At 61.0% G+C, this 25,172-nt stretch carries 25 protein-coding genes; 6 read left to right on the top strand and 19 right to left on the bottom strand.

Annotated elements, in window-relative coordinates:
• Positions 1–236: 236 nt before the first annotated feature.
• Genes ACMXYJ_RS12855 through ACMXYJ_RS12840 form a run of 4 tightly spaced genes read left to right on the top strand, consistent with a single transcriptional unit; the run spans position 237 to position 5,791 of the window.
• Positions 237–1,583 (top strand): hypothetical protein, encoded by a 1,347-nt coding sequence (locus ACMXYJ_RS12855; protein WP_415760106.1) that lies wholly within the window; start codon positions 237–239, stop codon positions 1,581–1,583.
• A gap of 35 nt (positions 1,584–1,618) precedes the next feature.
• Positions 1,619–3,862, top strand: a complete 2,244-nt coding sequence (locus tag ACMXYJ_RS12850) for an Ig-like domain-containing protein (RefSeq protein ID WP_415760105.1) — start codon at positions 1,619–1,621, stop codon at positions 3,860–3,862.
• A gap of 60 nt (positions 3,863–3,922) precedes the next feature.
• Positions 3,923–4,384 carry a curlin gene (locus tag ACMXYJ_RS12845; RefSeq protein WP_415760104.1) on the top strand — a complete coding sequence of 154 codons (462 nt, stop codon included), beginning with the start codon at positions 3,923–3,925 and terminating at the stop codon, positions 4,382–4,384.
• 27 nt (positions 4,385–4,411) lie between these two features.
• Complete coding sequence (locus ACMXYJ_RS12840; protein ID WP_415760103.1) at positions 4,412–5,791, top strand: curlin; 1,380 nt, start codon at positions 4,412–4,414, stop codon at positions 5,789–5,791.
• Positions 5,792–6,093: 302 nt separating this feature from the next.
• Here the strand turns inward: ACMXYJ_RS12840 and ACMXYJ_RS12835 are convergent, their stop codons facing one another.
• Positions 6,094–6,411, bottom strand: coding sequence for a DUF6124 family protein (locus ACMXYJ_RS12835; protein WP_415760102.1), 318 nt, complete (start codon positions 6,409–6,411; stop codon positions 6,094–6,096).
• Between the two features lie 734 nt (positions 6,412–7,145).
• Between ACMXYJ_RS12835 and ACMXYJ_RS12830 the strand changes: the two genes are divergently transcribed.
• Entirely contained in the window at positions 7,146–8,489 is a 1,344-nt protein-coding gene (locus ACMXYJ_RS12830; RefSeq protein ID WP_415760101.1) for a hypothetical protein, read from the top strand.
• A complete protein-coding gene (locus ACMXYJ_RS12825; RefSeq protein ID WP_415760100.1) occupies positions 8,482–8,868 on the top strand; it encodes a hypothetical protein in 387 nt (128 codons plus the stop codon). The genes ACMXYJ_RS12830 and ACMXYJ_RS12825 overlap by 8 nt, the downstream gene beginning before the upstream one ends.
• A gap of 538 nt (positions 8,869–9,406) precedes the next feature.
• Here the strand turns inward: ACMXYJ_RS12825 and ACMXYJ_RS12820 are convergent.
• The 18 genes from ACMXYJ_RS12820 to ACMXYJ_RS12735 all read right to left on the bottom strand — a co-directional run bounded on the left by ACMXYJ_RS12820 (position 9,407) and on the right by ACMXYJ_RS12735 (position 25,035).
• On the bottom strand, positions 9,407–10,273 hold the full coding sequence (locus ACMXYJ_RS12820) for a CsgG/HfaB family protein (protein WP_149629467.1): 867 nt from the start codon (positions 10,271–10,273) through the stop codon (positions 9,407–9,409).
• A 31-nt stretch (positions 10,274–10,304) separates the two neighbouring features.
• On the bottom strand, positions 10,305–10,724 hold the full coding sequence (locus ACMXYJ_RS12815) for a curli assembly protein CsgF (RefSeq protein ID WP_415760099.1): 420 nt from the start codon (positions 10,722–10,724) through the stop codon (positions 10,305–10,307).
• On the bottom strand, positions 10,721–11,113 hold the full coding sequence (gene csgE / locus ACMXYJ_RS12810) for a curli production assembly/transport protein CsgE (RefSeq protein ID WP_415760098.1): 393 nt from the start codon (positions 11,111–11,113) through the stop codon (positions 10,721–10,723). The genes ACMXYJ_RS12815 and csgE overlap by 4 nt, the downstream gene beginning before the upstream one ends.
• Before the next feature lie 4 nt (positions 11,114–11,117).
• Positions 11,118–11,654: a type II secretion system protein gene (locus ACMXYJ_RS12805; protein WP_415760097.1), complete on the bottom strand. Its 537-nt coding sequence runs from the start codon at positions 11,652–11,654 to the stop codon at positions 11,118–11,120.
• A complete protein-coding gene (locus tag ACMXYJ_RS12800) occupies positions 11,629–12,003 on the bottom strand; it encodes a type II secretion system protein (RefSeq protein WP_415760096.1) in 375 nt (124 codons plus the stop codon). The genes ACMXYJ_RS12805 and ACMXYJ_RS12800 overlap by 26 nt, the downstream gene beginning before the upstream one ends.
• Before the next feature lie 4 nt (positions 12,004–12,007).
• Positions 12,008–12,481, bottom strand: coding sequence for a type II secretion system protein (locus tag ACMXYJ_RS12795; protein WP_415760095.1), 474 nt, complete (start codon positions 12,479–12,481; stop codon positions 12,008–12,010).
• Positions 12,482–12,483: 2 nt separating this feature from the next.
• Positions 12,484–14,313, bottom strand: coding sequence for a secretin N-terminal domain-containing protein (locus ACMXYJ_RS12790; protein WP_415760094.1), 1,830 nt, complete (start codon positions 14,311–14,313; stop codon positions 12,484–12,486).
• Positions 14,310–14,831 carry a hypothetical protein gene (locus ACMXYJ_RS12785; protein ID WP_415760093.1) on the bottom strand — a complete coding sequence of 174 codons (522 nt, stop codon included), beginning with the start codon at positions 14,829–14,831 and terminating at the stop codon, positions 14,310–14,312. Before ACMXYJ_RS12785 ends, ACMXYJ_RS12790 begins: the two co-directional genes overlap by 4 nt.
• Positions 14,831–15,379 carry a GspMb/PilO family protein gene (locus ACMXYJ_RS12780; protein WP_129443230.1) on the bottom strand — a complete coding sequence of 183 codons (549 nt, stop codon included), beginning with the start codon at positions 15,377–15,379 and terminating at the stop codon, positions 14,831–14,833. Before ACMXYJ_RS12780 ends, ACMXYJ_RS12785 begins: the two co-directional genes overlap by 1 nt.
• Positions 15,366–15,911 carry a PilN domain-containing protein gene (locus ACMXYJ_RS12775; protein ID WP_415760092.1) on the bottom strand — a complete coding sequence of 182 codons (546 nt, stop codon included), beginning with the start codon at positions 15,909–15,911 and terminating at the stop codon, positions 15,366–15,368. Before ACMXYJ_RS12775 ends, ACMXYJ_RS12780 begins: the two co-directional genes overlap by 14 nt.
• 1 nt (position 15,912) lies before the next feature.
• The gene (locus ACMXYJ_RS12770; RefSeq protein WP_415760091.1) at positions 15,913–16,716 is read right to left on the bottom strand and encodes a hypothetical protein; all 804 of its coding nucleotides are present in this window, start codon (positions 16,714–16,716) and stop codon (positions 15,913–15,915) included.
• Complete coding sequence (locus tag ACMXYJ_RS12765) at positions 16,697–18,403, bottom strand: GspE/PulE family protein (RefSeq protein ID WP_415760090.1); 1,707 nt, start codon at positions 18,401–18,403, stop codon at positions 16,697–16,699. The genes ACMXYJ_RS12770 and ACMXYJ_RS12765 overlap by 20 nt, the downstream gene beginning before the upstream one ends.
• An 84-nt stretch (positions 18,404–18,487) precedes the next feature.
• On the bottom strand, positions 18,488–19,021 hold the full coding sequence (locus ACMXYJ_RS12760; protein WP_415760089.1) for a response regulator: 534 nt from the start codon (positions 19,019–19,021) through the stop codon (positions 18,488–18,490).
• A gap of 220 nt (positions 19,022–19,241) precedes the next feature.
• A complete protein-coding gene (locus ACMXYJ_RS12755) occupies positions 19,242–20,195 on the bottom strand; it encodes a peptidylprolyl isomerase (RefSeq protein WP_415760088.1) in 954 nt (317 codons plus the stop codon).
• Positions 20,196–20,210: 15 nt separating this feature from the next.
• Positions 20,211–21,761, bottom strand: coding sequence for a cytochrome c/ABC transporter substrate-binding protein (locus tag ACMXYJ_RS12750; RefSeq protein ID WP_415760087.1), 1,551 nt, complete (start codon positions 21,759–21,761; stop codon positions 20,211–20,213).
• Positions 21,762–21,770: 9 nt separating this feature from the next.
• Entirely contained in the window at positions 21,771–22,415 is a 645-nt protein-coding gene (locus tag ACMXYJ_RS12745; RefSeq protein ID WP_415760086.1) for an SCO family protein, read from the bottom strand.
• A complete protein-coding gene (locus ACMXYJ_RS12740; protein WP_415760085.1) occupies positions 22,412–23,068 on the bottom strand; it encodes an SCO family protein in 657 nt (218 codons plus the stop codon). The genes ACMXYJ_RS12745 and ACMXYJ_RS12740 overlap by 4 nt, the downstream gene beginning before the upstream one ends.
• 14 nt (positions 23,069–23,082) lie before the next feature.
• Positions 23,083–25,035 carry a YncE family protein gene (locus tag ACMXYJ_RS12735; RefSeq protein WP_415760084.1) on the bottom strand — a complete coding sequence of 651 codons (1,953 nt, stop codon included), beginning with the start codon at positions 25,033–25,035 and terminating at the stop codon, positions 23,083–23,085.
• Between the last annotated feature and the right edge of the window lie 137 nt (positions 25,036–25,172).

Raw genomic sequence — 25,172 nt, 5'->3', positions numbered from 1 at the left:
CGGCTGTTTGCCCGACGTTGGGTCTCGTCCCCCACTTTCTCTTTATCCCCATCTACCCCCAATCCTGGGGACAGTGGCCCGCGCCCAAAAACCGCGCTCCGATGCCGTTTGTGAGTGACACGCCCGTGACTCGGGCCTCTGCCGACCGTTTTCGCCGGTTGGTATGGAAGTTGCCGACCCCCTACCAACTGACCCGTCTCCATGGGGCAGGCATTTCGATATAGAGGGCTTAACTCATGCACCCTTTACTGTCCAAAACCGCGGCCGCCCTGGTCGTTAGCGCACTGGCCCAAGGCGTCGCCCAGGCGGCGCTGTTTGCCGTCGACCCCGGCCCCTACGTGCCAGCCAACGGCTCGTTCGCCGCCTGGTATCAGGACACTCATGGTCGAACCCTGGAGCTTTGTCTGTCCAAGGCTGTCAGCTCGCGAGTGCCCAGCGCACCGGGCGCACCGACGTACATGTGCAACTTGCTACCGGCACCCGGGATCTTCGACGACACGCAACCGCTCGTCTTCCCGACCAACTTCCCCGATGAGGCGTTCTGGTTCACCGGCGACGGCACCATCGTCGACGCAGCCCGAGGTATCGACCTGACCTATGTCAGCGCCGTTGAAGCCGCCTTCAGCGGTGGCGACCCAATCGAAGGTGACCAGATCAGCTTCGCCCGCATCCGCATGCGTGTCGATGTACCGACCGCGGGCACCTATGTCATTACCCACCCCTACGGCGTCGATGTCTTCAACGTCGACACCCCCGGGCGGCGGGCAATCAACATGACCCGGGACATCGGCATCGGCGTGCCGAAAACTTACGACGGTGCTCTTAAGGGCGATGTCGGGCCGTTCCTGCGCAGCGTCAATGGCCCCTATACCGAGACCAATCCGGTCACCGGTTCAGCCGAGCAATTCGTCGGCGACCCGAACCTGGCGGAAGCCTTCACCGGCAGCCCTTTCAATACCAACTACATCCGTATTGAAGGACCCAACGGGCTGGATTTGCGCACGACGGTAATGGCCATTTCCGGCAAGTTGGCGACAATTGCACGGCCGACGCCAATGATCACCCAGCGTAGCACCTACTCGCGCAAACCCGGCGCCAGCGCTCCGGTGGCTCAGCAAGACGTGTTCGTCCTGGCCCCGCCGCCACCGGCCAAAGTGACTCTGGACAGCAACAACCCGGTGTTGAACCTTACCGAGGCCAACACCACCGGCAACTGGTATGCGCAGTCTTCGACCAACCCGAGCTTGCCAAGCACTTTGCAAGTGACCGCCGACAACCACCTGGCCATCGCTAGCAGCACACCGACCACCTTACCCATGCCCCTGACGGACCTGGTGGTGATTTCACGTGCCGAATACAGCCTCAGCACCGGGCAAATAACGGTCGTGGCCTCGACCAGCGACGAAACTTCGCCTCCGGTGCTCACTGCCACCTCTGGCACAGGTGTCGCCATCGGCGCCCTCAGTGGCGATGGCGCAGTGAAATCCCTGGCCACCGGCATCTCGCCGATTCCACCCGCCAAGGTTCGAGTGACGTCATCCAATGGCGGCAGCGACACCGAAGAAGTGGTCATCGTGCAATGAACGCTCACATGCCCAGATCCTCATCAGGAGGCATCATGAACAATTGGCCACGCCTGGCGCTCAACGCACTGGGACTGACTCTATCGCTGTCCGGCAGTGCATTCGCGCAACTCGCTGCCGTCGACCCCGGCCCATACACCTTCGCCACCGGGAAATTCCCGATGTGGTATCAGGACAACAATCTGCTGTCGATGGAACTGTGCCAGTCCCGGGCCGCGAGCTCGCGGGTGCCGGCCAGCGTGCCACCGGCCTACATGTGTACCCTGCTGCCGGCACCGGGTATTTTCGACGACACCCTGCCGATGGTATTCCCGGATAACTGGCCAGACGAAGCCTTCTGGTTCCTCGCCGAGACCACCATTCCCAACAACGCCGCGGGCTATGGAATGGACGCCTACGTGGCCGGGATAGAAGCAGCTTTTGCCGGCGGAAATCCGCTCGATGGCGATCAAATCAGCTTTGCGCGGATTCGTATGCGGATAAACGTGCCCGTCGCCGGGACCTACACCATTACTCACCCTTATGGCGTGGAAACGGTCACTGTCACCACACCCGGTCGTCGCGCAATCAACATCACCAGAGACATCGGCGTAGGTGTGGCGGGAAATTTCAGCGGGGCACTTAACGGTGCTATCGGGCCATTCCTGCGCAGCGTCAACGGCCCCTACACCGAAGTGAACCCGGACACCGGCGCAATCGAAACCTTCGTCGGCGACCCGAACCTCACCGAACAAGTCACCGGCAGCCCCAACAACACCAACTTTGTACGCATCCAGGGCCCGGCCGGCACGATCGAAAGCAACCTGTTCACACTGTCCGGCAAAGTCCTCGACAATCGTGCGCAAACCCACGTCGACCTCAACCGTGCAACCTACCGCCGCACCACTTCGGGCACCGGTACCAGCACCCGGGTCGAAGTCTTTGGCAAAGCGGACAACAGCTCTACATTGTGCTTCCGCGAAACCCTCGCCCTTGTGCCAGGCCCACCGCCTACGCCATGCCTGACCAACATGGTGGGTGACGGCACAGGGTTGTACTTCGGTCAGCATCTGCTCAGCGGCCCCTTACCTCCGGTCGTAGTGCTCACCGCCACCAACCCGGCCGGCACCACCCGCCCTACGGCGGTCTCGAGCAAACTCGTTGACCTGGTGAAAATCCAGACCGCTCGCTACAACTGGAGCAATCACAGCCTGCTGATCGAGGCCACGTCCACGGACGAAGTGGCGGTGCCCGACATGGTCGCGCAGGGTTACGGACGCCTGTCGAAAACCGGCACCTTGCAAAAAATAACCGTCGCCGATCTGTCCCAGCCACCCGCCACTGTGACGGTCAAATCTGCCGCCGGGGGCAGTGACACCGAACCTGTCGTCGTGGTTGGTTCTGCACCGGATGCCGGTGAGAACCAGGCGCCACTGTCCGTGGCTGACACCGGCAACACCAGCTTCGGCGTGCCGGTCACCCTCAACCTGCTGGCCAACGACAGCGACCCGGACGGCAACACGCCGCTGAGCATCACCGCGCTGACCCAACCGGCCGCCGGCCAAGGCACCGTGGCGTTGAGCGGCACGACTGCAGTGGTCTACACCCCGCCCGCCGTGGTCACTGTGCCGTTAACCACGACCTTCACCTACAAGGCTCAAGACATCAAAGGCCTGGCTTCGGCTACCCCTGCGACCGTGACCATCACCGTGGCGCCGAACCGGCCACCGGTGGCAGTTGCCGACAGCATCGCAACCCTGGGCGTGGCGGTTCCGATCAACGTGTTGGCCAACGACACCGATCCGGAAGGCAACGTGCCTTTGGCGGTCAACAGCCTGACCCAACCTGCGGCCGGCCGTGGCACGGTCAGCAGCAACGGCACGGTGATCACTTACACCCCACCAGCCACGGTCACGACAGCCTTCACCACGACCTTCACCTACATCGCCCGGGACAGCTTCGGCGCACTGTCGACACCGGCCACGGTCACCGTGCAAGTCTCGCCAAGGCCTGCTGCGGAAACCTTCACGGTGACCACGGCTACGGTGTCGGCTCGCTCCAACAACCGCTTCACCTGGGACTTTGCAGGGACTTCATCGGTGATCACCGGTAACACCATCACGATCAGGGTCTCCACCCCGACCGGGCTGGCAACCCTGGGCACCACCACGGTACCGGCGACCGGTCGCTGGAGGCTGACGGTGAATAACACCACGACGGTGATTCCATCGGCGAACCCGACAGCCACCATCACCTCGTCCCAAGGCACCGTGCGCACGGTGTCGGTGATCTCCAACTGAGCCCTCGCCCCACCCGCCGATTCGGTGGGTGGGGCCGGCCTCTTCCCAAAGGACGCAGCCATGAAAACCTCGACCGCCGCCCTGCTCTGCCTGCTTCTGCTTTGCAGCAGTGCGGGCGTGCGCGCCGATGATTTGATGGAGAACGACGACCTGGCCCCCGGAGCCGACCTCGGCGAGTTACCACCACCGATTGGCCAGCAAGCACTGATCGATCAGAACGGCCAGGCCAACGTTGCTCTGCTGCAACAGAACGGCCAGTCGCTGCTCGGTCGCATCGTCCAGTCGGGCAGTAATCAGGAAGCCTACATCCTGCAACAGGGCAGCGACTTGATGGCAATGATCACTCAGCAAGGTTCCGGCAACGCCGCCTCGATCACCCAGACCGGCAGCCACAACCGCGCGCAGATTTCCCAGAACGGCAACAACAACGACGCCAGCATCGACCAGGCCGGTGCGGGGCTTTCAAGCGCCGTGACCCAGTCCGGAAACGGCATGAGCGTTTCGGTCAAACAATACCGCTAAAGCACTGCACCACTTGGAGGTTTCATCATGTTCAAACTGACGCCCCTCACCGCCGCCATCCTGGTCATTGTCAGTGCCCAGGCGATGGCCGACGACAGCGTGTCCACCCAGGACCAGGTCGGTACCGCCAACATCGCCGACGTGAAACAGACCGCGGCCCCGTTCAGTACCGCCACCCAACAACAACTCGGCGAGGGCAACGACGCCGCAGCGGTGCAAGACAACGCCACCGGCACCATTACCCAGAATCAACTCGGCGACTTCAACGCCGGTTACGCCGAGCAACTGTTCGAAAACGGCAGCACCATCAATCAGCAACAGGTCGGCAGCACCAACACCAGCCACGCCAGCCAGTCGATCGGCGTAGGCGGCAACGAAGCGCTGCAACAACAGCAAGGCAGCGGCAACTTCTCGTTCATTTATCAGGACACTCAGGAAGGCACCTCTGGGCAAACCTTCCAGTTTGGTGACAACAACGAGGCCAATATCGAACAGATCCAACTGGGCACTGCCAACAACGCAGTGATCATCCAGTACGGCACCGCCAACTACGCCACCGCCGAACAGATCGCTCACATGGGTGGCCAGATCAATCTCAACCAGACGGGCGAAGGCAACTACGCCTATGGCGACCAGCGCGATGGCATCGGCGGCACCGTGACCATCAACCAGTTCGGCGAATTCAACGGCGCCGAAGTCTGGCAAGGCGGGCAAACCGCCAGCGAGGCCACCGTCAACCAGTACGGACAAACCAACGAGACGGTGGTCGACCAGAGCTTTGGCGAAAACAACGTCGCCCAGGTGCTGCAAGTCGGCGACCTCAACGCGATTTATGCCGACCAGTTCGAATCCGTCGGCTCGACCCTGGCGCTGTACCAGCAAGGCACCAACAACGTGCACTTCACCTACCAGAACGGCGACAGCCATGTGCTGAACGCCACCTCCGTGGGTACCGGTAACAAGGTCTACGCCAGCGACTGGAAAGGCCCGGACAAGGGTGGCCAGTTCGGCAGCAACCAACGTGCAACCGTCAACCAGAACGGCACCAACAACACCGCCAACTTCACCCAGAACGGCATCGGCCACCTCATGACCACCAGCCAGACCGGTACCGGCAACAAAACCACGGTCAAACAGGCTGAAAACTACAACGAGTTGTACTTCGACCAGAACGGCAGCGACAACATCCTCATCGCCGACCAGCGCGGCACCTCAAACCTGGCCCAGGGCAGCAGCACCGGCATCGGCAACACCACCAACTTCGACCAGTCCGGCACCATGAACGTGGCCTACGTCACTCAGGGCGGCACCGGCAACATTGCCACTGTCACTCAGAGTGGCATGACCCAGACTGCGACGGTGCAGCAGCTGGGCAGCGACAACCGGGCAACCGTGCTACAGCAATAATCGCGCTGCATAAAAAACCGCGGCCCTTGGAGGGGCGCGGTTTTTTTGGGCTTGTGAACACGATCCCTGTAGGAGCATGGCTTGCCCGCGAAGAACGATGACACGGTCAATCTGACGAACGACGAACTGTGGCGAGGGAGCTTGTCGGAACGCCGCACCGTCCCGCTGGGCTGCGAAGCGGCCCCAAACTCGGCAAACACATTTCTGCTGACACACCGCATTCGCCGGTATTACGACGGCTTCGCCGCCGAGCGGGACGGTGCGGCGTTCCGACAAGCTCCCTCGCCACAATGGTTCAGTGGTTAGCCCTGCGGATCGATGTTATCCAACGCCCGATTTACCGCCAGATCGGCCAGCATGATGACCTGCTGGATGCCCAACAACATGCTGCGCTGTGGCCCCTCCACAAACACCGCGAAATCAGTTGCCATGACACTCGCCGAAGCCAGCGATTCACAGGCGTGGGCCAACAGGCTTTCGGTGTCCATGTCCGCGACGATAGCGAACATTCTACTGGGGTTGTGGGGGGCGGTTTTTTTGAGAATGGCCGGTTTGAGGTGGTGGTCGGCGGTAGTGCTTTCGGTTTCTGATTCGGGGGGATTGGGTGTGGCTTTGAACATGGTGAAGCTGCTTTGGAAAATAGCGCCACCAGGACCTGTCGCTAAACAAGTAAGGGTGGCGACTGTATGCAGGTTAGCGAACCGGTCAAAGGCACCCGGCAGACCCAAAGATCTCCCGCATACAGCCACCGTAACGTAATTGCAGACGTCAAAAGTCTGCAAGAAAGTCAGGAGCACTGATGCACTTTGAATAGTCCGGGTCGCTAAACCCGGCCGCTGAATTCAGCGGCCCGGAAACGATAAAGACCAGGTACAAAGCGCACAAGCCGGTGGATTCTGGCGCAGTCGTAGGCAACGGCGTAAGGATCTGTAGCTTTCAGGAAGTAACGTTAAACACTCTTAACCCCCCCCTCAACTCAGCACATATCCCCTGTGGGAGCGAGCCTGCTCGCGATGGCATTGGGTCAGCCGAAATCAATGCTGAATGACACACCGCCATCGCGAGCAGGCTCGCTCCCACAGTTGGACGGTATACATCTGAGGGAAATTGGTCGGCTATCAGGCCGCCTTCTCGAGTACGCCCGCACTGTTTTGAACACGACGCCGATCAACTGTGGGAGTGTGGCTTGCCCGCGATTGGCCCTGTCATTCAGCCAATAACCTACTGACAAACCACCCGCCCCCAAACACCGAGAAAAATTCGGACTTCCCCTACAAGCCAAACCGAATCCCCCGGCATCCACCATTGAGCCCTATCGCCAAAGTGCCCGGTTTCCAAGGACCGGACACAAAGCGTGACCACACTCATCCCCCAACACCAACTCGCCGGCCAGAGCGGCCAAGTACTCGACAGCCATCAAGCCACCGACGCACTGCGTCAGGCCCTGAACTACCCGTACGACTTGCAAGGCTTCGACGACCTGCTGAATGCCGTGGGTGCCAACCGCTCAAATTACATGCAGGCAGCCAACCAGCAGAAGCTTATCAACGCCGTTAGCAACGGCGATTGGGCGATAGTCACGCCGCGCGTCAATACGGATAACGGAGGCGGATCATGGAACGGTTTCAAAACCAAACCCGAACCAGCCCCGGCGCAACATTTGGTCGAAGATCACGCCTACACTTTGCCCAAGCCAGCGGAGTCTGGATTTCACATTGTTGAAAAGCCCATGAGCCTGGAGTCGCTGGAACGCTCACTGCACGAGGGCTCACCAAGCGATGCATTACTACGAGAATTCCGTTCACTCAATCGCCATCTCGGCGAAAGGGTGAAACCGGGGCAAATGGTGATCTTCAGCGATCCACGGCACTACATGTGCCGGCGTGAAGAGGCGCAGATGATGATCGCTGCCGAGAAGGTGAACGAGGCGCTCAAGGATCTGAGTGATGAGGAGGCTTCGTTTATGGTTGAGCACCATGAGGTCATCGAACCGTTTTTGGAGGTGTCTGCGGGGTCGCTAGGGGTGGCGTCATTCATGATTGGGCAGCATCTGGAGAGTCTTAAAAACAATCTGAAAAATCTGGAAGAGCTGCATCAGCAGCAATACCGACAGTACGGTCACCTGAACTCCACGGATTTTTTTGCCAAGCGTAAACGCATCATGGCGAATCTGGATGCCGGGCTGGGACCGCTGGTGCGCAAAGGCACCGGAATTGCTGATCATCCAAAGCTCAAACGAGCGCTGGGGTTGTCCACGCGACGAACAATTCACCGCTGGGATAAGGCCGGGGCACCGATGCAGCTTCCCGGCTATGCCACAAATATTGATGGAGTAGCCCGAGCGGTCAAATATATGCAAGCCGGTGGTTATGTCGGCATTGGCTTGGCGACCGCAGCCGCCAGCATGCGTATCAATGAAGTCTGTCGGGCAGGAGCTGAAGAGTCCTGTCGGAAGGTGAAATATATCGAAGGAGCAAAACTGGCGGGCAACATTGGTGGGGCTGCCATTGTAACGACCTACACAGCACCGATAACGATGGAGTATTGCGCAGGTGTGGCGTTGAAAACGCGCGGTATCGGTGGAGTGATTTGCGTCTTGGTCATAAGCGGTGCGGCAGCGTCGGCAGGTGGAAACGCAGGTTCAAAAGCCGTCGAATCAGCGGCTGAAGTCTTATATGAAGCTACTGTCCATGATTGAAATAAAATTGCTTTACGCCGCGATCGTGATTGCGTTGTTCTTTTTGATGGCTCTCAACCTGGCGGTGATGGTTTATGTAAGCTTTTTCAAACTCAACGAAATGGAGTCTCACCTCACTCACTGCTACCTCATTCAGGCTAACAACAAGGGGGGGAATGGCTTGTACAGTCGCAGGCATCGGCTCAACTTGATCACCGCCATAATCCGCAAACGCCCCTCTAGGCTCTTACTGGATAATCCCCTTGCACTGGAAGACATACAGCGTTTTCCTTTGCACCTGCGGCGCTGGATAGAAATTCCGTATCGAATCAATGCATGTTCTGTCTTCGGCCTATTTGTTCTCTGGGGATGGACTGAATACCTCGGATTGGTGAAGTAAATGAGGCAATGTTGAATTACGGTGATTCGGTAGTTTTAGTCACCGCCTTCGCTTGCTAGCTCTGCTCCTACAATCGAGTACGGCACCCAGCCGCACTCACGACTCCACCACTCAACAGGCCGAGCGTTAGCTCGCCTGCCGCTCTTGATCTTGATCCACCCGCCCCTTCGGGAGGCTGAGTGGAGGTGTTCATCTGGGGGGCAGGCGCGCAGCGCCGTTCGACGAAGTCGAACACATCGAGAGGAGGTCGAAGCGAAGCCGACCGGAGGCGATGCCCCCAGATGAATGCCGGAACGAAGGAACGCCGAGCCTAGGCGAGGGGCCGGACGCTCGGGGCGAAGACTTTTGGTTACTTTTTGTCGTTTGAAAAAGTGACTCGCTGTAAGAGCGAAACCATTAGCGGCCGTTACCGCAGGAATGGATATGTACGCCTGAAAGAAATAGGTCGGCTATCAGGCCGCCATCGCGAGCAGGCTCGCTCCCACAGTTGGACTGGGTACATCTGGGGGAAACTGGTCGGCTATCAGGCCGCCTCGGCTCACTCTTCCTCCCCCTCAGGAACAACCTTGTTCTGAGTCAAATAGCGGTCAAGCGTCGCATTGTTGTCAGGCGAAGAATTATCCCCGGCCACCTGCCACAACCGCCGCTCAATCCCCTGCGCCAAAAGGTGCCCCACAGCCGACTCGATCGCCGACAACACACACAACTGCGCCGGCTCGTTCGTGGTGTACCCGACCTCAGCCTCCAGCAACTTCTTGAACTCGATAAACTTGAACACCCCGGCACTGCGCCCAACCGAATAAATCGTCTTGCTGGTCATCACATTGGCCAACACCTGCCCACTGCGCACATCGACGGCACGAAGGTTCACCGACACCTGATCCACCCGATACTCCCGGGAAATATCGATCCCCAAGTACCGCGCCCCTTCCCCACCGCTACGCACGTTGGTGTCATAGGCAATAATCCCGCCCTCAAGCATCAAATTGGCCGCTTGCAACGGTGGCAACTCACCCTGGATGTTCACCGGAGTATTGGGCTTTTTCTGCGAGGCGCGAATGATCTTGCGCTCGGTCAACAGGTTCTGCAGCCCCTCACGCTCCAGCACCACAAACCAGCCACTGGCCTGCAATGCATCCATCAACATGCTCGCCGCGCCCTGGGTCACGCTGGTGGAAAACGAACTGGCCGGGGTCGGTTTGTACTGCCCGGTCTGATCCCGGAAGCCATACACCACCGCCATCAACCGCCCCTTGGGTCGTGGCATGTTCAGCAAGTCGTAATAGGTCGACGCCCGAGGTGTCAGGGTCGGTGATTCGGTGTCCTGCTCGGCCCCCATCGGCTCGCGCAAACTGCACCCTTGCAATGCCGCCAACATCAGCCCCAGCGCTATTATTTTTTTCATGTCCTTAACTCCCCATCGACCCAAATCCCCGTCAAGGGGCCAGGCCGTTCACCTGGATTTCGGAAACTTCACCGGTCGCTCGGTCCGTCACTTCAATAGTCAGTGCACCGGAGTCGTCGATGACGTTCACAACAAAAGCGTCAGTGGTCAGGCTCCCGGCATTGCCCGCGGAGATGTTGTCCATCAACTGCCCTAACAACCGTGATTGCAGCTGACTGGTGAAGCGCTCCAGGGCCGACGTGCCGGCCGCGCTGGTACGGTTCTTCAAGTCAGGGTCGTCGTAATCGTTCTGCGCCTGGGCGTTGTTGAGCAGCCAGGTCCCGTTCAACGGGTTGCCGCCAAACGACGGGTTGACGGGCGTATAGACCAGCTCCGTGGCCTGGACCAGCCCACAGCTGCCCAGCCCCAATAACCACATGCCCGTGCGTTTCGAGAAAGTTCCAGTGTTCATAGTTCGTCCCTCTCAAGGTCGGTGGTGTCTTGCAACAAGGTTTCCAGCTTGCGCTGGACGATCTGCACGCGGACCAGATCGGCAGCCTCATAGGCCTCGTCCTTCAACTCCACGGTGTTCGGCGGCAGGAAGCGCCGATAAACCAATCGTTGCTGATATTCGACGGTCACCAGGCTGCCCCAGCGTGCCGAAGGTCGTTCACGCACCACCAGGTTGAAGTCCATCGGACTGGTGGCGCGCAGGCGTTCACTGAACGAGTAGTAAAAGTCGTGGCCGATGTGCGAGATCGTGTCGTCGACGATAAAACCCAGCATTTCGTCTTCTTCGGCAGCCGATACGAAGGACGTCATCAGCATCAGGACCAGGGCCGGTAGCCAGTGTCTGTTCATGGCATCACTGCCCCAGCGCCTGAGGCGTTTTGGATTGGCCTTTGGGTGCGGACGCGCCATCAAGGAAGGCCTTCTCGGCCACGAACTGCCAGTCCTTGTAGCTCGCCATGCCGGTGAAGTCCGACCATTGACTGGGAAAATCCGCCTGCTTGAGCGGCGTGTCCGTGGAGGGACTGCTGAGGCCGGTGATGCGTCCGTCGAACCCGCGCATCAACGTCCATTCGCCGCCACCAATCGGGTCTGGGTAGAGGTTGCGCAAGTGGTGCTTGGGCGACGGAAAACGCTCGTCCTGCAACAGGTCCGCCAGTTCTTTCGGGTACTGGGCCAGACCAGGTGAACTGCGGTAGTAACTGCGCAATGCCTGGGCGTATTGAGTGCCGACCCAGAGCAACTGGCGTTCACGATCACGACGCGACGCGGTGGACCACAACTCGCCGGCGCTGGCCAGGCCCAGGCCCATCAACATGATCAGAAACAGCACACCCAGGTAAGTGAAACCGGCCTCGTTCGAGGGCTTACCACTCGGAATACAGGCTGCCATCACGCGCCCTCCCTGTGGCTCCGCTTTTGATATCGGCGACCCCGCCCGGCACGCCATCAGGCGGCGCCACCAGCACCCAGAGGTCTTTGCGTTCGGCAATCGGGTCCATCGGCGGGTTGCGCAAGTAACGCTGCTCGACCAACTGTTCGATGGAGTCGGGATAACGCCCGGTGTCGCCGTAATAGTGGTCCAGTGCTTCGCGCATGGCCGACAGGCTCTGGCGCAGCGTGGTCTCTTTTGAGACCTCGAGGCTGGTGAAATAGCGTGGCAAGGCGATGGTCATCAGGGTGGCGATGATTGCCATGACCACCATCAGTTCCAGCAGGGTAAAACCCTTTTCCCGTCGCATAATCTCACCACTCCCGGTAGGCGATTCCGTTGAGACCCTTGCCGCGAGCCTTGGAGTAGACGTCAAAAACGTCTTCGCCTTCGCGCGGGTTTTGAGCCGTACTGTCGTAGGAGCGCACGCCCCAGCCACCTTCGTCATCACGCTTGACCGGCGCCAGCGGGTCATGGGGCACGCGCCGTAAAAAGAAGAACTTGGCACCCTTGGCGCTGCGCACATCGCGCACACCGTCCACCAGCACTTGCAGGTTCGGCGGGTAGCCGCTGCTGTTCAGGGATTTCTCGATGTAGCCGGCGTCGAACGCACGTTTGTAGGCGTCGATGGCATCGCGAATCTGATACAGCGCCGTGCGCAGTTCCTGCTCCTTGCCCCGGCGTACCACGGTCTCGGTCAGCGGCGCAACCATACCGGCCAGCAGGCCGATCAGGGCCAGCGTCACCACGACTTCGATCAGGGTAAAACCGCGTTGCGAGGCGTTCATGATCAAGGCTTCTCGACGACAACGTGGGTGGAAGCAACCGGAGCGCTCAGGGCCTCTGTACGAATCGCCGAGTCCATCCCGCGGTCCGGAGCCTGGATGTGCATGCTGGTTTCGGTACCGGTGGTGAACTCCATGTCCGACGGGCTCTGGTACGGCAGGTTGCGCACGATTCGTGGCGTGATCGACAGCACCAGCTCCGACTTGCCGACGGTGTCCTTGTTGCTGCCGAACAAGCGGCCAAGACCTGGAATGTCGCCAAGACCGGGGATTTTGTTGCCCGTGGCGCCATGGTCGTTGCGCATCAGGCCGGCGAGGATCTGGGTTTCGCCGTCATGCAGACGCAGGGTGGTCTGGGCGTTGCGGGTGTCGACCTGAACCGGAATGGTGCCCTGGCGGGTCGGTTCCAGCGGCGTGGCGTTACTCACTTCCAGGGCTATTTTGATCGCCACTTCGTTGTTCAGGTGCACGGTCGGCTGTACTTCAAGTTTAAGACCGACATCGAGGTAGGTGACGCTTTCGGTGATCACCGGCCCTTGAGTCGAAGGCACCGAAGTGGCGCTGATGATCGGTACACGCTGACCAATGTGGATGCGCGCCTGTTCGCGGTTGCTGACGCGAATCACCGGGCTGGCCAGGGTGTTGATGTCGTTGTCCTGAGCGTTGATCTTGGCCTGCGGCGACGGCGAAATGGAGATCCGGCTGGAGTTGATGCCTTTGAGTTGATCGAGCAGGGTCACGGCCGAGCCGTCGCTGTTGACCACGCCGAAGGTGTTCGGCCATTGCAGGCCCAGGTCGAGAATCCGCTGGGTGGCGACTTCCATCACCTCCACTTCCAGCACCACTTCAGGATTGGACTGGTCCTGGGATTGCAGGAGTTTTTCAGCCATGCGGATAGCGTCTTCAGAGTCGCGCATGGTCAGGGTATTGAGGCGTTCGTCGACGAACACATCGCGGGTCTTGAGCATGGTTTTGATCATGTTCAGCGCGGTGTTGGCATCGATGCTGGTCAGGTAGAAGGTGCGCATCACCAGCTCTTGGTAATCCTTGAGTTTCTGTGGTGAGTCCGGGTAGATCAGCAAGGTGTTTTCGTTCACCACTTTCTGGTGCAGCTGATTCTGTTGCAGCAGCAGTTCCACCGCGTCTTCGATGCGCACGTCACGCACGAAGATGGTGGCTTTCATGTCCGGGCGCAGGTCCTTGTCGAAGATGAAATTCAAACCGGCGACCTGCGACAGCACTTCGAAGATGGTTTTCAGGTTGGCTTCGCGAAACTCCAGGGTCACCGGCCGATCGAGACGGGTCCGCAGTTGCGGATACGGAACCACGTTGCGGCTTTGCACCAGGCGGACGTCGCTTTGCAGCTCCAGCGCCCCTTCATTCTTCGGGTCCAGTTCGAGGATCTGTTTCACCTGGCGGTCGGCACCGTAGATGTCACCGCGACGCAGGTCCCCACGGGCCAGTTCGAGTTTTTCATCCTGGCTGCGCATGTGATCGAGCTGACGCAGCGAGTCCTGGGCACGGCGGTTGTTCGGTTCGATGGTCAACACCCGGCTGTAAGCCTGGCGGGCGGAAGCGAAGTCACGCTGGGCGCGATCCATGTCGCCCTGGGTCAACAGCGCCGTTACTGCACGAGCACGGCCGCTGTTCAGGGCCAGGTGCAGCTCGGTGTCGCGAGGGTTTTCCTTCAGTCCTTCCTCGATGCGGGCCAGGCCAGCTTCGTATTGTCCCGACTCCATCAGGTCGGTCGCCTCTTGCTTGGCAACCTGCGCCGAACTGCACGCGGCCAGCCCTGCACAAAGGAAAAGGTTCATCAGCAAACGGGATCTGTTCATTGCGTGCTCCCCACAGACAAAGTCTGAGACAAATGCAGAGGCAGGTAGACAAAGCTGAGTTCCACATCGGAAATCCCTTCGATCCGCCAGGTGTCGTCGATCACATCCCCCTTGCGCACGACGTATATTTTTTCGCCGCTCTGCAAAAACACTTGCAGGTCGGAACGGTCATTCAGCTTGCCAATGAACTGGAAAGGCATCGGTGGTGCCGTGGGGACTTGCACCTCCGTGATCAGGTTGACGGGTTGTTCGTTGACGGTGGCGAGCTGCGGCGCAGCCTTCCAGCTACGGGCGGCGAACAGGTCGCCAGCCGGGCTCAGGTCCTTGATCGCTGCCGATGTTTTGCCGGCGGACGCGGCAGGCAGCGCACCGCGGATTTTGCTTTGGGTCGGGGTGGCCACGGCAGCCACCGACGCATCGCCCTCCTCGGACGACGACGTGAAGTATTCAGGCAACCAGGTCAGCGCCGCCGCCACACCGAAGAACGCCACCCAACCCACTGCGCGTTTGGTATTCATCATGACCTCGACAGGTAAAGGGTCATGCGGATCCGCCCGGTCAGGTCGGTGTCGGCGATTTTTTTACGCTGGAACTCCACGTCCTCCACCACCACCGCCGGCAACTGGCCGAGCAAGGCGTGCAAGAAGCGCCGCAGTTGCGGGTAGCTGCCGCGCACCGGCAGCAGAATCTGATAACGGGCCAGGTGCGTCTTGGGGTCGATGCCCAGGGAATATTCGCCACGGGCCAGGGTGATGTGCTCCTGAGCCGCCAGCGCGTAAATCTTGTCGATGGCCACGGTGGCCTGCGGCTGGGACGGCAACTTGCTGCGGAAATCGTCGAGCTGACGTTGCGGCACCACCGGCGCGGCAACACTGCCGTCTTCGACTTTGGCCAGGTACTCGCCGGCTTCGCGCGTCTGCTGGCTGAGCGTTTGCAGCGACTGCCAGTCCGGCATCAGGCCCACCAGGCCGTACACCAGCGCCAGCAGCAACATCGCCAGCCCTGCCAGGCCGGGAATGCCCAAGCCTTGCAGGTATTCGTGGACGATCAATCTAGGGATTTGCATCGCCAATCTCCCAGCTAGCCGACAGGTTGAATTGCACCGGGTGTTCGGGTACGTTCGCGACGATTTCGTGGCTGAGCAGCGACACATCGGACAGCTCGTCGCTGGCTTCGAGGCTGCGGTGGAAGTCGAGCATGGCTTCCAGATCCCGCGCTTCGGCGCTGATTCGCACCTGGCCTTTGCGGGCATCCGGGGTCAGGGTCAATAACGCAATGTCGTCCCGGGGCATGGCTTCGAGCATGGCGAACAGACGCTCCCATGGCCGGCGCAATTGCTGGGACACCTTGCGCATCTCGGCCAGGTTGTGCGCCTGTTCGCGGGTTTCCGCCGGGGTCAGGCTGACCTTGCCGCCGGTGTCGCCAGTGAGTACGCGCTGAGTGGTTTGCAGGTGGCCTTGCTGTTGCGCGGCCTGTTCACTGACATGCTGCTGAACAAAGAAGCAGGTCAGCGTCAGCACCACGCCACCGACCAGCAGGCTCCAGCCCAAAGGGCCCGAGCGACGGCGTGGCTGGAAGTCGAGCATCAGGGCGCGCATGTCAGGCCACCGCCCGGGACATAACGTACAAGCCATCGCGTACGGATGTCCGGTGTTCTTCGAGGGTGCGCAGGTGCACACCGGGTACGGCAGGGTGCGAGTCAATGCGTGCCGGCGCGTGCAGGTAAACGTTCAGCGGCCGCTCGCTGGTAGACGCCTGCAATTGGCTTTCACGACCGATCAACGCGGTCAGCGCGACGTCGCTGTCGCTGCTGCCCACCGAACGCACCGATGCCCAGCGCCCTTCCCGCGCCAGCAGCAACACACTGCGCACCGGTTCGGCGACGACGAACAGAAAGTCGCCGGCGTCGAAGCTTTTATCGAAGTGATTGAACGCCACCATCAGGTACGGCTGCACCGAACGCAGGCGCAGGCCACGACCCGTGACCAGCGTGCGCAGATGCGTCAACAAGTCCTGCGGCAGCGCGGTGGCGACCCGGTCATAACCCGCTGGCTCAGCCGACAGCACCATGCTCCAGGGTTGCGTCGGTACGCCGTAAAGGTCTTCGAAACACAGTTGGGCAAACCCGAGCAATTCGGCAGGGCTGCTGATCTGTTCGCTCCAGGGCACCAGACAGAAGCGGCTGAAGTGCCCGGAGATCACCACACTCAATTCGGCACCGGGACGGGCGTGTTCGCCCAGCAGGCGGTCGAGGGTTTCCAACGCCACGGCCCAGGCATGGAAGCCTTCGTCGATAAAACCGACGCTGCCCAGCCACAGGGTTTCACTGCCGCGGCGCTGGCCCAGACCGACACCACTGGCGCCGAGCACGGCGACAAAACGATCACGAGATAAAAGTGACACGATTGATCTCCTCGAGCGTGGTCCGCCCCTCTGCAACCAGCTCCAGTGCCGACTCGCGCAACAGGCGCAAGCCACGGCTGCACGCCAGGGCCTTGATTTTCGAAATGGGTTGGCGCTCAACGATCATTTGCCGCAGCTCGTCGTCGAGGTGCAGCAGTTCGGCAATCGCCGTCCGCCCGCGGTAACCGGTGCCCCGGCAATGGCCGCAGCCCTTGCCGTGGACAAAGTGGTAGTGATCGACCTGTTGCGGATCGAGGCCGGAGAGGCGCAATTCTTCATCGGTCGGGTAAGCCGGCGCGCTGCAACTGGCGCAGACCAGGCGGATCAAACGCTGGGCCAGCACCGCATTGAGTGCCGACACGAGGCTGTAAGGGTCGATTTCCATCTGGGTGAAGCGGCCGATCACGTCGAACACGTTGTTGGCGTGAATGGTGGTGAACACCAGGTGCCCGGTGAGCGCCGATTGCACGGCGATCTGCGCGGTGTCTGGGTCGCGGATTTCACCGACCATGATCTTGTCCGGGTCATGGCGCAGGATCGAGCGCAAACCACGGGCGAAGGTCAGGCCTTTCTTTTCGTTGACCGGGATTTGCAGCACGCCCGGCAGTTGGTACTCCACCGGGTCTTCAATGGTGATGATCTTTTCAACGCCGTGGTTGATCTCGGTGATCATCGCGTACAGCGTGGTGGTTTTGCCGCTACCGGTGGGGCCGGTCACCAGCACCATGCCGTAAGGTTCGGCCGCCAGCCGACGCAGATGACGCAGGGTTTCGTCCTCGAAGCCCAGGGCTTGCAACTGAACGCCGCAGACCTTGTCCGCCAGGTCCTGTTTGTCGAGGACCCGCAACACCGCGTCTTCGCCGAAAATGCTCGGCATGATCGAGACCCGGAAGTCGATCTGCCGGCCGCTGATGCCAATCTTGAAGCGGCCGTCCTGGGGCACGCGTTTTTCGCCGATGTCCAGTTCGGCCATGACCTTGACCCGGGAAATCACTTGCTCGGCGAATTCGCTGCCCTGGATTTTGCTGATGTTGTTCAGCACGCCATCGATCCGGTACTTGATCACCAGGCCGCTGCCGGTAGTGCCCAGATGGATATCGCTGGCGTGCATTTTCAGCGCGTCGTAGAGGGTCGAGTTGACCAGTTTGACGACGACGCTGGCGTCTTCGCTGATGCTGGTCAGTGACAGGCTTTGCAGGGTATCGATTTCGACATTGGCGTCGGCCTGGGCGTTGAGCGATTCCACCGCGTGGAAGCTCTCTTCGTGGCGTGCCAGGTAGGCCTTCAGGTCGTCGGCATGCACCAGGTACAGCGGCGCGCCGTGCAGGCAGTCGTCGATCCAGGCCAGGCGTGAAGTATCGAAGGGGTCGGCAAACACACCGATAACCGCATCGTCGTGACGCAGCAGGATGAATTCGCGCTTGAGGCATTGGGCCAGGGTGACCCGGTCGAACACCGGGGTGGCTTTGAACAGGCTGTCGGTGTCGAGCACCGGATAATGCAGGGTCGCGCCGAGGCACTGGATGAAGGGCATGGGGGCCAGTTCGCACAATCCCCCGAGGGCTTCCAGTACCCGTTCGCCGGAACTGGCGGCCAGCGAGCGTGCCTGGGCCAGTTGCTCACTGGAAAAGCGAGACGGTACACAGTCCAACAGCGCCGGTTCGACGGCAAGGAATAGACGGTCCATGGCATGCTCTCCAACGCCGGGGGCTTTGAGCCCTGTCGACGCGGCAGGCCATTGCGGCGGAAGCCGGAACGTCTTGTCGCGCCACTACTCCCCGGTGAGCAATTGTTCGTCGTCTGGTGCCTTGGAGGTCGATAGACTTTGTCGACGTTCTGCCAGCACCCAACTGCCGTCGTACAACTGCAGCGGGAAACTCTGGGTCCTGCTCTGGCGTCGTTCGACAAAACCTTGCGAATGGCTCATGCCTGCTTTGGGTTCGCGCTCCATCCCCAGAAGGTCGCAGACTGCTCGAGCCAATTCCGCCAATGGAAACGGTTTGAACAGGATATGGCTGACTCCCAGTTGCCGGGCCCGCTCACAGACTTCAGCGGTTGGGTGCCCGGTAATCAGCACAAAATGACACTTCCTGTTCTGGCGGACAGCATCGAGCACCTCAAAGCCTTCCATGTCGGGCAAGCGGTAATCGAACACCATCACATCGGGTGCAAACTGTTCGGCTTCACCGATACCCGTCACACCGTCACGTGCAATCCGGACGTCGAGCTCTTGCGCCTGAAGGTAATCCTTGAGGTTTTCGGCAAGCAGCTGTTCGTCTTCGACAACCAGTACTTTGTTTAACAAGGTCGACTCCTTGAAACCGCAGGTCCGATGTTCCAGCCCTGGGAGTGCGCGCCTTCACTGAGGCTAACGCACACTTCATGCCAGGCTGAGCGCCGGTTTTTTTACCGTTGCACGTCTTTGATTTTCATGAAAAAACCATATCGTCCAGAAACTCCATGCCCCAAAAACGGGGAAGCGCCCGGATGTACCTTGAAGCTTTTCCCCACTGTTGGGGGGAACCTCAATCATCGTCAATCCGTTCGATTCGATTGCTTGATCGCAGTTGCGCGAGAACCTGTAGACGAGCCTGAGCCTGTTGCTGTCGGGCAAGGTAAGCCCTGACCATTTCAAGCCCTTGCACTTCTGAGACATCGGTCGCCTCCAAGTGGTTCTGCAGGTAGATCAAATGCCAGCCCAGCGGTGTACGCACCGGTGTACTGACAGCCCCCGGTGCCAGGGCAAAAGCCGCCGCTTCGAATTCAGGCATCATCCGTCCACGAGGAAAATAGCCCAGATCACCGCCCTCGCTGGCGGAATCGTCTTCGGAACCGGCCCGGGCCGCGCTGGCAAAATCCTCACCCGCACTGATTTTCACACGCATCTCCTCTAAGCGTAGCCGGGCAGCTTCAACTGCGGCGGCTTCCGCGCCTTGAGGCACTTTGATCAAGATGTGCCGTGCCTGGATGTGTTCCGGCCGGCTCATCTCGGCGCGATGCTCTTCATAGAACGCACGGACCTGTTTTTCGTCAGGCCCGGCGACCTGGGTGAGGTCGGCAAACACTTGCTGGGCCGCGAGCTCACGGCGGGTGTACTCGGTATACGCGGCCTCGTCGAAACCGGCGTCTTCCAGGCGCCGGGCGAACACGTCGGCACCGCCCATGGCCTGCCGGGTCTGATCGACCTGGCTTTGCACCACCGCGTCACTGACCACCACCCCGCGCTTGACGGCTTCTTGCCACAGCAATTCTTTGTCAATCAAGGCTGTCAGTGCGGCCTGACGCAATTGTTTGTAGGCCTTGGGGTTGCGGATGCTGCCCACCGCCCGCCCCTGATCCTCCAGGTATTCGGCGAAATAGCGCTCCAGGCGAAATTCGGAAATCTCCTCGCCATTGACCCGCGCGGCGGCCGGGCCATTGCTGCAGAACGCCACGGGAACCCACAGCGTGAGCAGGAGCAACAGAGTCTTGAGCGCCATGATCGAGACCTCCAGTCAGGGTGTAGCGGCAATGGGTTTATAGGGTGCGACCAGATAAAAGCGCTGGTCGGGCAAGTCCACGGTGACGATATGCGCGCCACGCAAGCCGAGGCGGCGGCCAGGACCAAAGCTGATCAGCGGGGTCAGCCCGGTATCGAAGTCATGCAGGCCTTCCAGCGCACTGATGAGTTTCTCGCGGCTGGCGTCGCGCCCGGCCTGCTTCATGCCTTCGCTGAGCAGCAACATCGAACTGAACGCGCCGACTTGCAGCATCGCATGCTGACCGCCGAGCCCCTGGCGTTCGCGCAGTTGGGTCAGGGCCAGGCGTCCGGCCAGCGTCCAGTCACTGGGCACGAACGGATAAGCCAGAAACACCCGCCGGGAAAAATCACTGGGCACCTGCAACAGGTCACCCGCCACCTGGTTCGACGCAGCGAACAGATAAGGCACCTGCCCCGCCGCCTGCAAGCGCTCGGCGAGGCGACTGAAACCGCCGCCGCTGCCCAGGTAAAACACCGACCGCGAGCCCAGTGGCAGTTCGTCCTGCGCCGAGTCGTAAGCTTTCAGACTGACCTTTTGCCAGGCGTGATCCTGCAAGTATTGGCCGAGGCTCTGCGCCGCCAACCGTTGACTGGGTTCGTCCGGGTAAGTGATCAGCGTCGGCCCCTGGAGCACCCGTAAATTAACGGTGGCGTAATCGGCCAGGGCGATCAGTTGCTCGCGCAATCCCGGCAGCGGTTCGAAAATCTGCCGACTGGCCTGCGCCGTGCCCAGCAATGACAGCGGTCCGATCAGCGGAATGTCGGCCCGTTCCAGGCGCGCGGCCAGGTCCGAGTCCAGTGCCGGCGCCAGCGGCGCGATCAGGGCGAACACCTGTTCCTGCTCAATCAATTGGTCCAGCGCCTGCTCGGCACTGGCGCGGTCCGGGCCCGGATCGACGATGGTCAGGCGCAACTGCCGGCCATGAATCCCGCCCGCTTCGTTGATTCGCGCCACGCTGCCCTGGAGCACCGCCGCCACCGTGGCGCTCTCCTCGCTCAACGGTCCCTGGCTTGGCAACAAGGTGCCCAGGTGCAGACTGTCGGGAGTCAGGCCGGGGTCGCGGTCCTCGGCCACGCGTTTGAGGTAGGCCGTGAGGTTGCGCTGATCATTCATCGACAGGACGAAGCGCGGCATCGCCGGGTCGAGCCGATTGTTGCCCGGATCACGTCCTTCCTGAATGACACGCGCCAACGTGCCTTCGGTATACGCCGGGTAATTACGACCATTGATGTGCTGCTGGCCGTAGGTGCTGGTCAGTCGCGACCAGTTGAGATCCGGCGGTCGTACCCCGCCTTCGGGCCGCCCGAGGCCATCGGCGCCATGGCAGTTGGCGCACGGCAGGCTGGTGGCGGGCAACAATATGTCCGCCGCCCCGACCCGCGCCATGATCGGCTCGCCACTCGCGGACACACCCTCGCGATACAGCCGTTTGCCGGCGCTTTCGCCGGGGCTCAGCGGCAACGCATCAGCGGCGAAATGCAGGCCGCCGAGCAGTAGCAGGCCGAGAGCGAGTGAAGTTCTCATGGTGCGGGCTCAACGATCGGCCACGGGCATTGTCAGCAACTGCAAGCGCTGGGCAATGGCGGCGGCCGGGGCATCGGGACGGATTTTGCTCCAGCGTTTGTTGGCCACGTCACCCACGATCAGTTGTGTTGAATGCTGTTCGGGGGTCGGCACGATCTGGCCGATGCGCCCCAATACAAGGTCCATCTGTGCCTTGTCGCCGGTAAGAAAAAGCCAGTGGGGGCCATCGACGCCCTGCTTCAAGGTGTAAGCCTTGAGTACCGCCGGAGTGTCCCGCAGCGGATCACTGGTAAGGGAGATAAACGTGATGCCGTCCGCCTTGTCACCCAGCAACTCACGCACTTCCTTGAGCTTGCGGGTGATCAGCGGGCAGGCATCGTTGCAACTGGTGAAAATCACATTGAGCAGCACCACGCGGTTCTGCAGCGCGTCGCTGTAGAACCGCAGGGTCTCGCCGTTCTGGTCTTGCAACGGGGTGTCGGTGAACCAGGTTTTCGCATCGCGGGTGCCGCTGGCTGGCGGTGCGGCAACGGCGGCAACCGCCGTTGCCGCGGGTGTCGCGGGTGCCGGCTCTTCGTGCCCTTCGTGGGCGGACACCAGCGAACTGAACAGGCAAAAGCAAACCGTCAGGGAGATCCAGTTGAGGGCTCTCATGGCTGCTGCTCCATCGCGATGGCCGTGTGCTTGGCGTGGGCGTTGCGCTGACCGCTGAGTTTCTCCACTTCACGGGCCAGCACCTTCGGGTCGGTGAAGCCGTAATAGCGGGTCCAGTGGCGGCTGTTGCCATCCCCCACCAGAATCAATGGCTGATGGCTTTTGAAGTCCCCGCTGAAGGTGCCCAGCCCCTTGAGGGTTTCGTTGATCGACTGCGAGCTGCCGGTCAGCCAGCTCCAGCCCGGGCCTTTCTGGAAGTTGCGGGCGTAGTCGTTCAGGCGTTTGGCGTCATCGCGCTGCGGGTCGATGCTGATCGACACCAGCTGCACTTCGCCGCCGACCCGGGCACCCAGCTGTTTTTGCACCTTGCCCATGATCGACGACACCACCGGGCACACCGTGGTGCAGCTGGTATAGATGAAGCTCATGACCACAATCTTGTCGGTCACCAGGTCTTTTTCCAGGCGCACCGCTTTGCCGTTCTGGTCCACCAGCGCCACGTCGGCGAACTTGACCTGGGCGCTTTCCGAACGGGCGCTTTGGGCCGGCATGTCGTGACCGGCGTGTTCATCCGCCGAGTGGGCCAGGGCCTGGCCGATACCGGCGGCCAGCAGGCAGAACGTCAGCAGTCCACGGTGAGCGAATCGGTTCATGTCGAAACTCCTTTTTAGTGGGCATCGCCGGGCAGGACCCGAACGCTGGCAAAAGTCTTGTCGTCGAAATTCGCGCCCAGCGACGCCGCGCGCACGTGCAGGTACCAGGCACCGTTCTGGTCGAGGGTCACCGGGGCTTCATAAACGCCATCGCCCACTTCCAACGCGGCGACTTGCCGGGCCCGGGACGTCGGGGCCCGGAAGTAGCGCACCTGAACGTCCTCGACCCCGCTGCGCTGCGCTTTCTGCTTGCCCTGAACGATGCGAAAACGCACCACGTACGGATTGCCGAGGGCGACCGTGGACGTGTCGAGCATGAATTCAACCTTCGGCACACCCGGCCGCCGGGCGAGGTTTTTATCCGGCTCAACCAAGGCCGTGAAGCAATGGATGATGTTCGGCTGGTTCAACAGGAAGGCCACGTCGAAACGTCCGGCGGCGGGCAGCTTGATCCGGGCGCTGTACAACCCCGGCTCGACTTCGCGCAGGCTGCGGTCGATGACCATCGCCGCCCGCGCCACTTGCCCGCGATTGGGGTAGCCGGACATCGGCGCGTTCATGCCTTCGGCGTAGAAGTAGGTGGTGTTGTCCACCGGGTTGACCACGAACACCGCATTGTCATCCCGCGACACCGCCAGGCTCGACGCCAGCGGCAGGTCACCGGCCAACCGTGGCGCCTGAGGCCCGGCTTCGAAGCCCTGGCTGATCGGCGTGCGACCTTCACCCAAGGACGACAGATTGATCATCGTGACCTTGGCCGACGCCAGCCCGCGAATGTAGGCGTAGGCCTTCGTGAACACCACTTGATAAGGTTCGGCGGACACGTCCAGCTCATGGATCAACGAGTCGGTGGCCGCGTCGATTACCGAGGCCTGGTTCTCCAGGGTGTTGAGCACGATGCCGAAACGACCGTCAGCGCTGAAACCCATCGGGCCCAGGCCCTGTTTCATTTTGATCACCCGCCGTACCGCGAGGCTGGCGGTGTCGACCACGGTCACCGTGCCGTCCTTGCCATCGGCGACATACACCGCCTGGGACAACGGCGAGTACGCCACGGACAACGGGTGCGAGCCGGTCTTGAGTTGCTTGCTGATGGTCAGGCTGGCGATGTCGATGAGGCTCACCGTCCCGTCATCGCGGTTGGTGACGAAGGCAAAACGACTGTCCTTGCTGAAGGCGATTTCGTGATGCCCGGCACCGGTGGCCAGGTGCTTGAGGGGCTTGAGGCTGTGCGTGTCGATCACCGTCACCCCGGACGCCTCGGCCGACTTCGCGTTGTTGCCGACCCACAGCAGACGCTCATCCGGTTGCAAGGCCAGCCGAACCGGATTGCTGCCGGCGGCGACCGAGTCGATCAACTTGAATTGCTCGCTGTCGATCACCGCAATTTCATCGGCGGTTGGCATCGAGACGAACACCCGCTTGTTGTCACGGGGTGTGACCCAATCCATCGGCGGCTGCTTGATGTCGATCCGCGCCATGGTGCTGGTGATCCCGCCCACCGACACCGACGGGTCGACCACCGAGACGCTGGCATCGCGGTTCATCACCAGCAGGAAGTAGCTGTTCAGATCGAGCAACGGCCGCGCGCCGATGCTCGATTTCAGAAACACCCCGACCCGGGATTTGCAGCTGTGTTCGCGACCCTGGGCCTGGTCGGCGGCGACGGCTTCCGGATCGAGCCAGGCACCGGGTGCGACACCCGACAGTGGCTGGCCCGACGCGCTGTCAGTGACCCGAAAGCGCACGTCGGCGAACTCGCCCTCGCGCAGCACGCCGTCCTGCGCCAGCGGCCGCACCTCGAGCGCCACCGACACCCCGTCACGCTCAAGCGTCTGGCCGCTCCAGGTGTCCGGCAGCGCGACCTCGCTCAGCGTGGCCGGGGGCGTTGTGCGCCACACTTCCAGCCAGATCAGCGCCAACCCCACAACCAGTGCACACCCGACGATTTTGATGGTCCTGTTCATAATGTTTCTCCCCTTCAGATCTGTGTCTGCCAATCTCTTGCAGGAGCAAGGTTGCCCCTGTGGGAGCGAGCCTGCTCGCGATAGCGTCATTCGCCTCACCACGTAAAACCGAGGTGACTTGATCGCGAGCAGGCTCG

Source organism: Pseudomonas arabinosi, assembly GCF_047758675.1.
Classification (GTDB): domain Bacteria; phylum Pseudomonadota; class Gammaproteobacteria; order Pseudomonadales; family Pseudomonadaceae; genus Aquipseudomonas; species Aquipseudomonas arabinosi.
This window is presented reverse-complemented; position numbering and strand designations above follow the sequence as displayed.

Excerpts from the sequence above, each read along its gene's own strand:
- ACMXYJ_RS12855 (WP_415760106.1), top strand. The coding sequence starts at position 237 with ATGCACCCTTTACTGTCCAAAACCGCGGCCGCCCTGGTCGTTAGCGCA.
- ACMXYJ_RS12850 (WP_415760105.1), top strand. The coding sequence starts at position 1,619 with ATGAACAATTGGCCACGCCTGGCGCTCAACGCACTGGGACTGACTCTA.
- ACMXYJ_RS12845 (WP_415760104.1), top strand. The coding sequence starts at position 3,923 with ATGAAAACCTCGACCGCCGCCCTGCTCTGCCTGCTTCTGCTTTGCAGC.
- ACMXYJ_RS12840 (WP_415760103.1), top strand. The coding sequence starts at position 4,412 with ATGTTCAAACTGACGCCCCTCACCGCCGCCATCCTGGTCATTGTCAGT.
- ACMXYJ_RS12835 (WP_415760102.1), bottom strand. The coding sequence starts at position 6,411 with ATGTTCAAAGCCACACCCAATCCCCCCGAATCAGAAACCGAAAGCACT.
- ACMXYJ_RS12825 (WP_415760100.1), top strand. The coding sequence starts at position 8,482 with ATGATTGAAATAAAATTGCTTTACGCCGCGATCGTGATTGCGTTGTTC.
- ACMXYJ_RS12820 (WP_149629467.1), bottom strand. The coding sequence starts at position 10,273 with ATGAAAAAAATAATAGCGCTGGGGCTGATGTTGGCGGCATTGCAAGGG.
- ACMXYJ_RS12815 (WP_415760099.1), bottom strand. The coding sequence starts at position 10,724 with ATGAACACTGGAACTTTCTCGAAACGCACGGGCATGTGGTTATTGGGG.
- csgE (WP_415760098.1), bottom strand. The coding sequence starts at position 11,113 with ATGAACAGACACTGGCTACCGGCCCTGGTCCTGATGCTGATGACGTCC.
- ACMXYJ_RS12805 (WP_415760097.1), bottom strand. The coding sequence starts at position 11,654 with ATGGCAGCCTGTATTCCGAGTGGTAAGCCCTCGAACGAGGCCGGTTTC.
- ACMXYJ_RS12800 (WP_415760096.1), bottom strand. The coding sequence starts at position 12,003 with ATGCGACGGGAAAAGGGTTTTACCCTGCTGGAACTGATGGTGGTCATG.
- ACMXYJ_RS12795 (WP_415760095.1), bottom strand. The coding sequence starts at position 12,481 with ATGAACGCCTCGCAACGCGGTTTTACCCTGATCGAAGTCGTGGTGACG.
- ACMXYJ_RS12790 (WP_415760094.1), bottom strand. The coding sequence starts at position 14,313 with ATGAACAGATCCCGTTTGCTGATGAACCTTTTCCTTTGTGCAGGGCTG.
- ACMXYJ_RS12785 (WP_415760093.1), bottom strand. The coding sequence starts at position 14,831 with ATGAATACCAAACGCGCAGTGGGTTGGGTGGCGTTCTTCGGTGTGGCG.
- ACMXYJ_RS12780 (WP_129443230.1), bottom strand. The coding sequence starts at position 15,379 with ATGCAAATCCCTAGATTGATCGTCCACGAATACCTGCAAGGCTTGGGC.
- ACMXYJ_RS12775 (WP_415760092.1), bottom strand. The coding sequence starts at position 15,911 with ATGCGCGCCCTGATGCTCGACTTCCAGCCACGCCGTCGCTCGGGCCCT.
- ACMXYJ_RS12765 (WP_415760090.1), bottom strand. The coding sequence starts at position 18,403 with ATGGACCGTCTATTCCTTGCCGTCGAACCGGCGCTGTTGGACTGTGTA.
- ACMXYJ_RS12755 (WP_415760088.1), bottom strand. The coding sequence starts at position 20,195 with ATGGCGCTCAAGACTCTGTTGCTCCTGCTCACGCTGTGGGTTCCCGTG.
- ACMXYJ_RS12750 (WP_415760087.1), bottom strand. The coding sequence starts at position 21,761 with ATGAGAACTTCACTCGCTCTCGGCCTGCTACTGCTCGGCGGCCTGCAT.
- ACMXYJ_RS12745 (WP_415760086.1), bottom strand. The coding sequence starts at position 22,415 with ATGAGAGCCCTCAACTGGATCTCCCTGACGGTTTGCTTTTGCCTGTTC.
- ACMXYJ_RS12740 (WP_415760085.1), bottom strand. The coding sequence starts at position 23,068 with ATGAACCGATTCGCTCACCGTGGACTGCTGACGTTCTGCCTGCTGGCC.
- ACMXYJ_RS12735 (WP_415760084.1), bottom strand. The coding sequence starts at position 25,035 with ATGAACAGGACCATCAAAATCGTCGGGTGTGCACTGGTTGTGGGGTTG.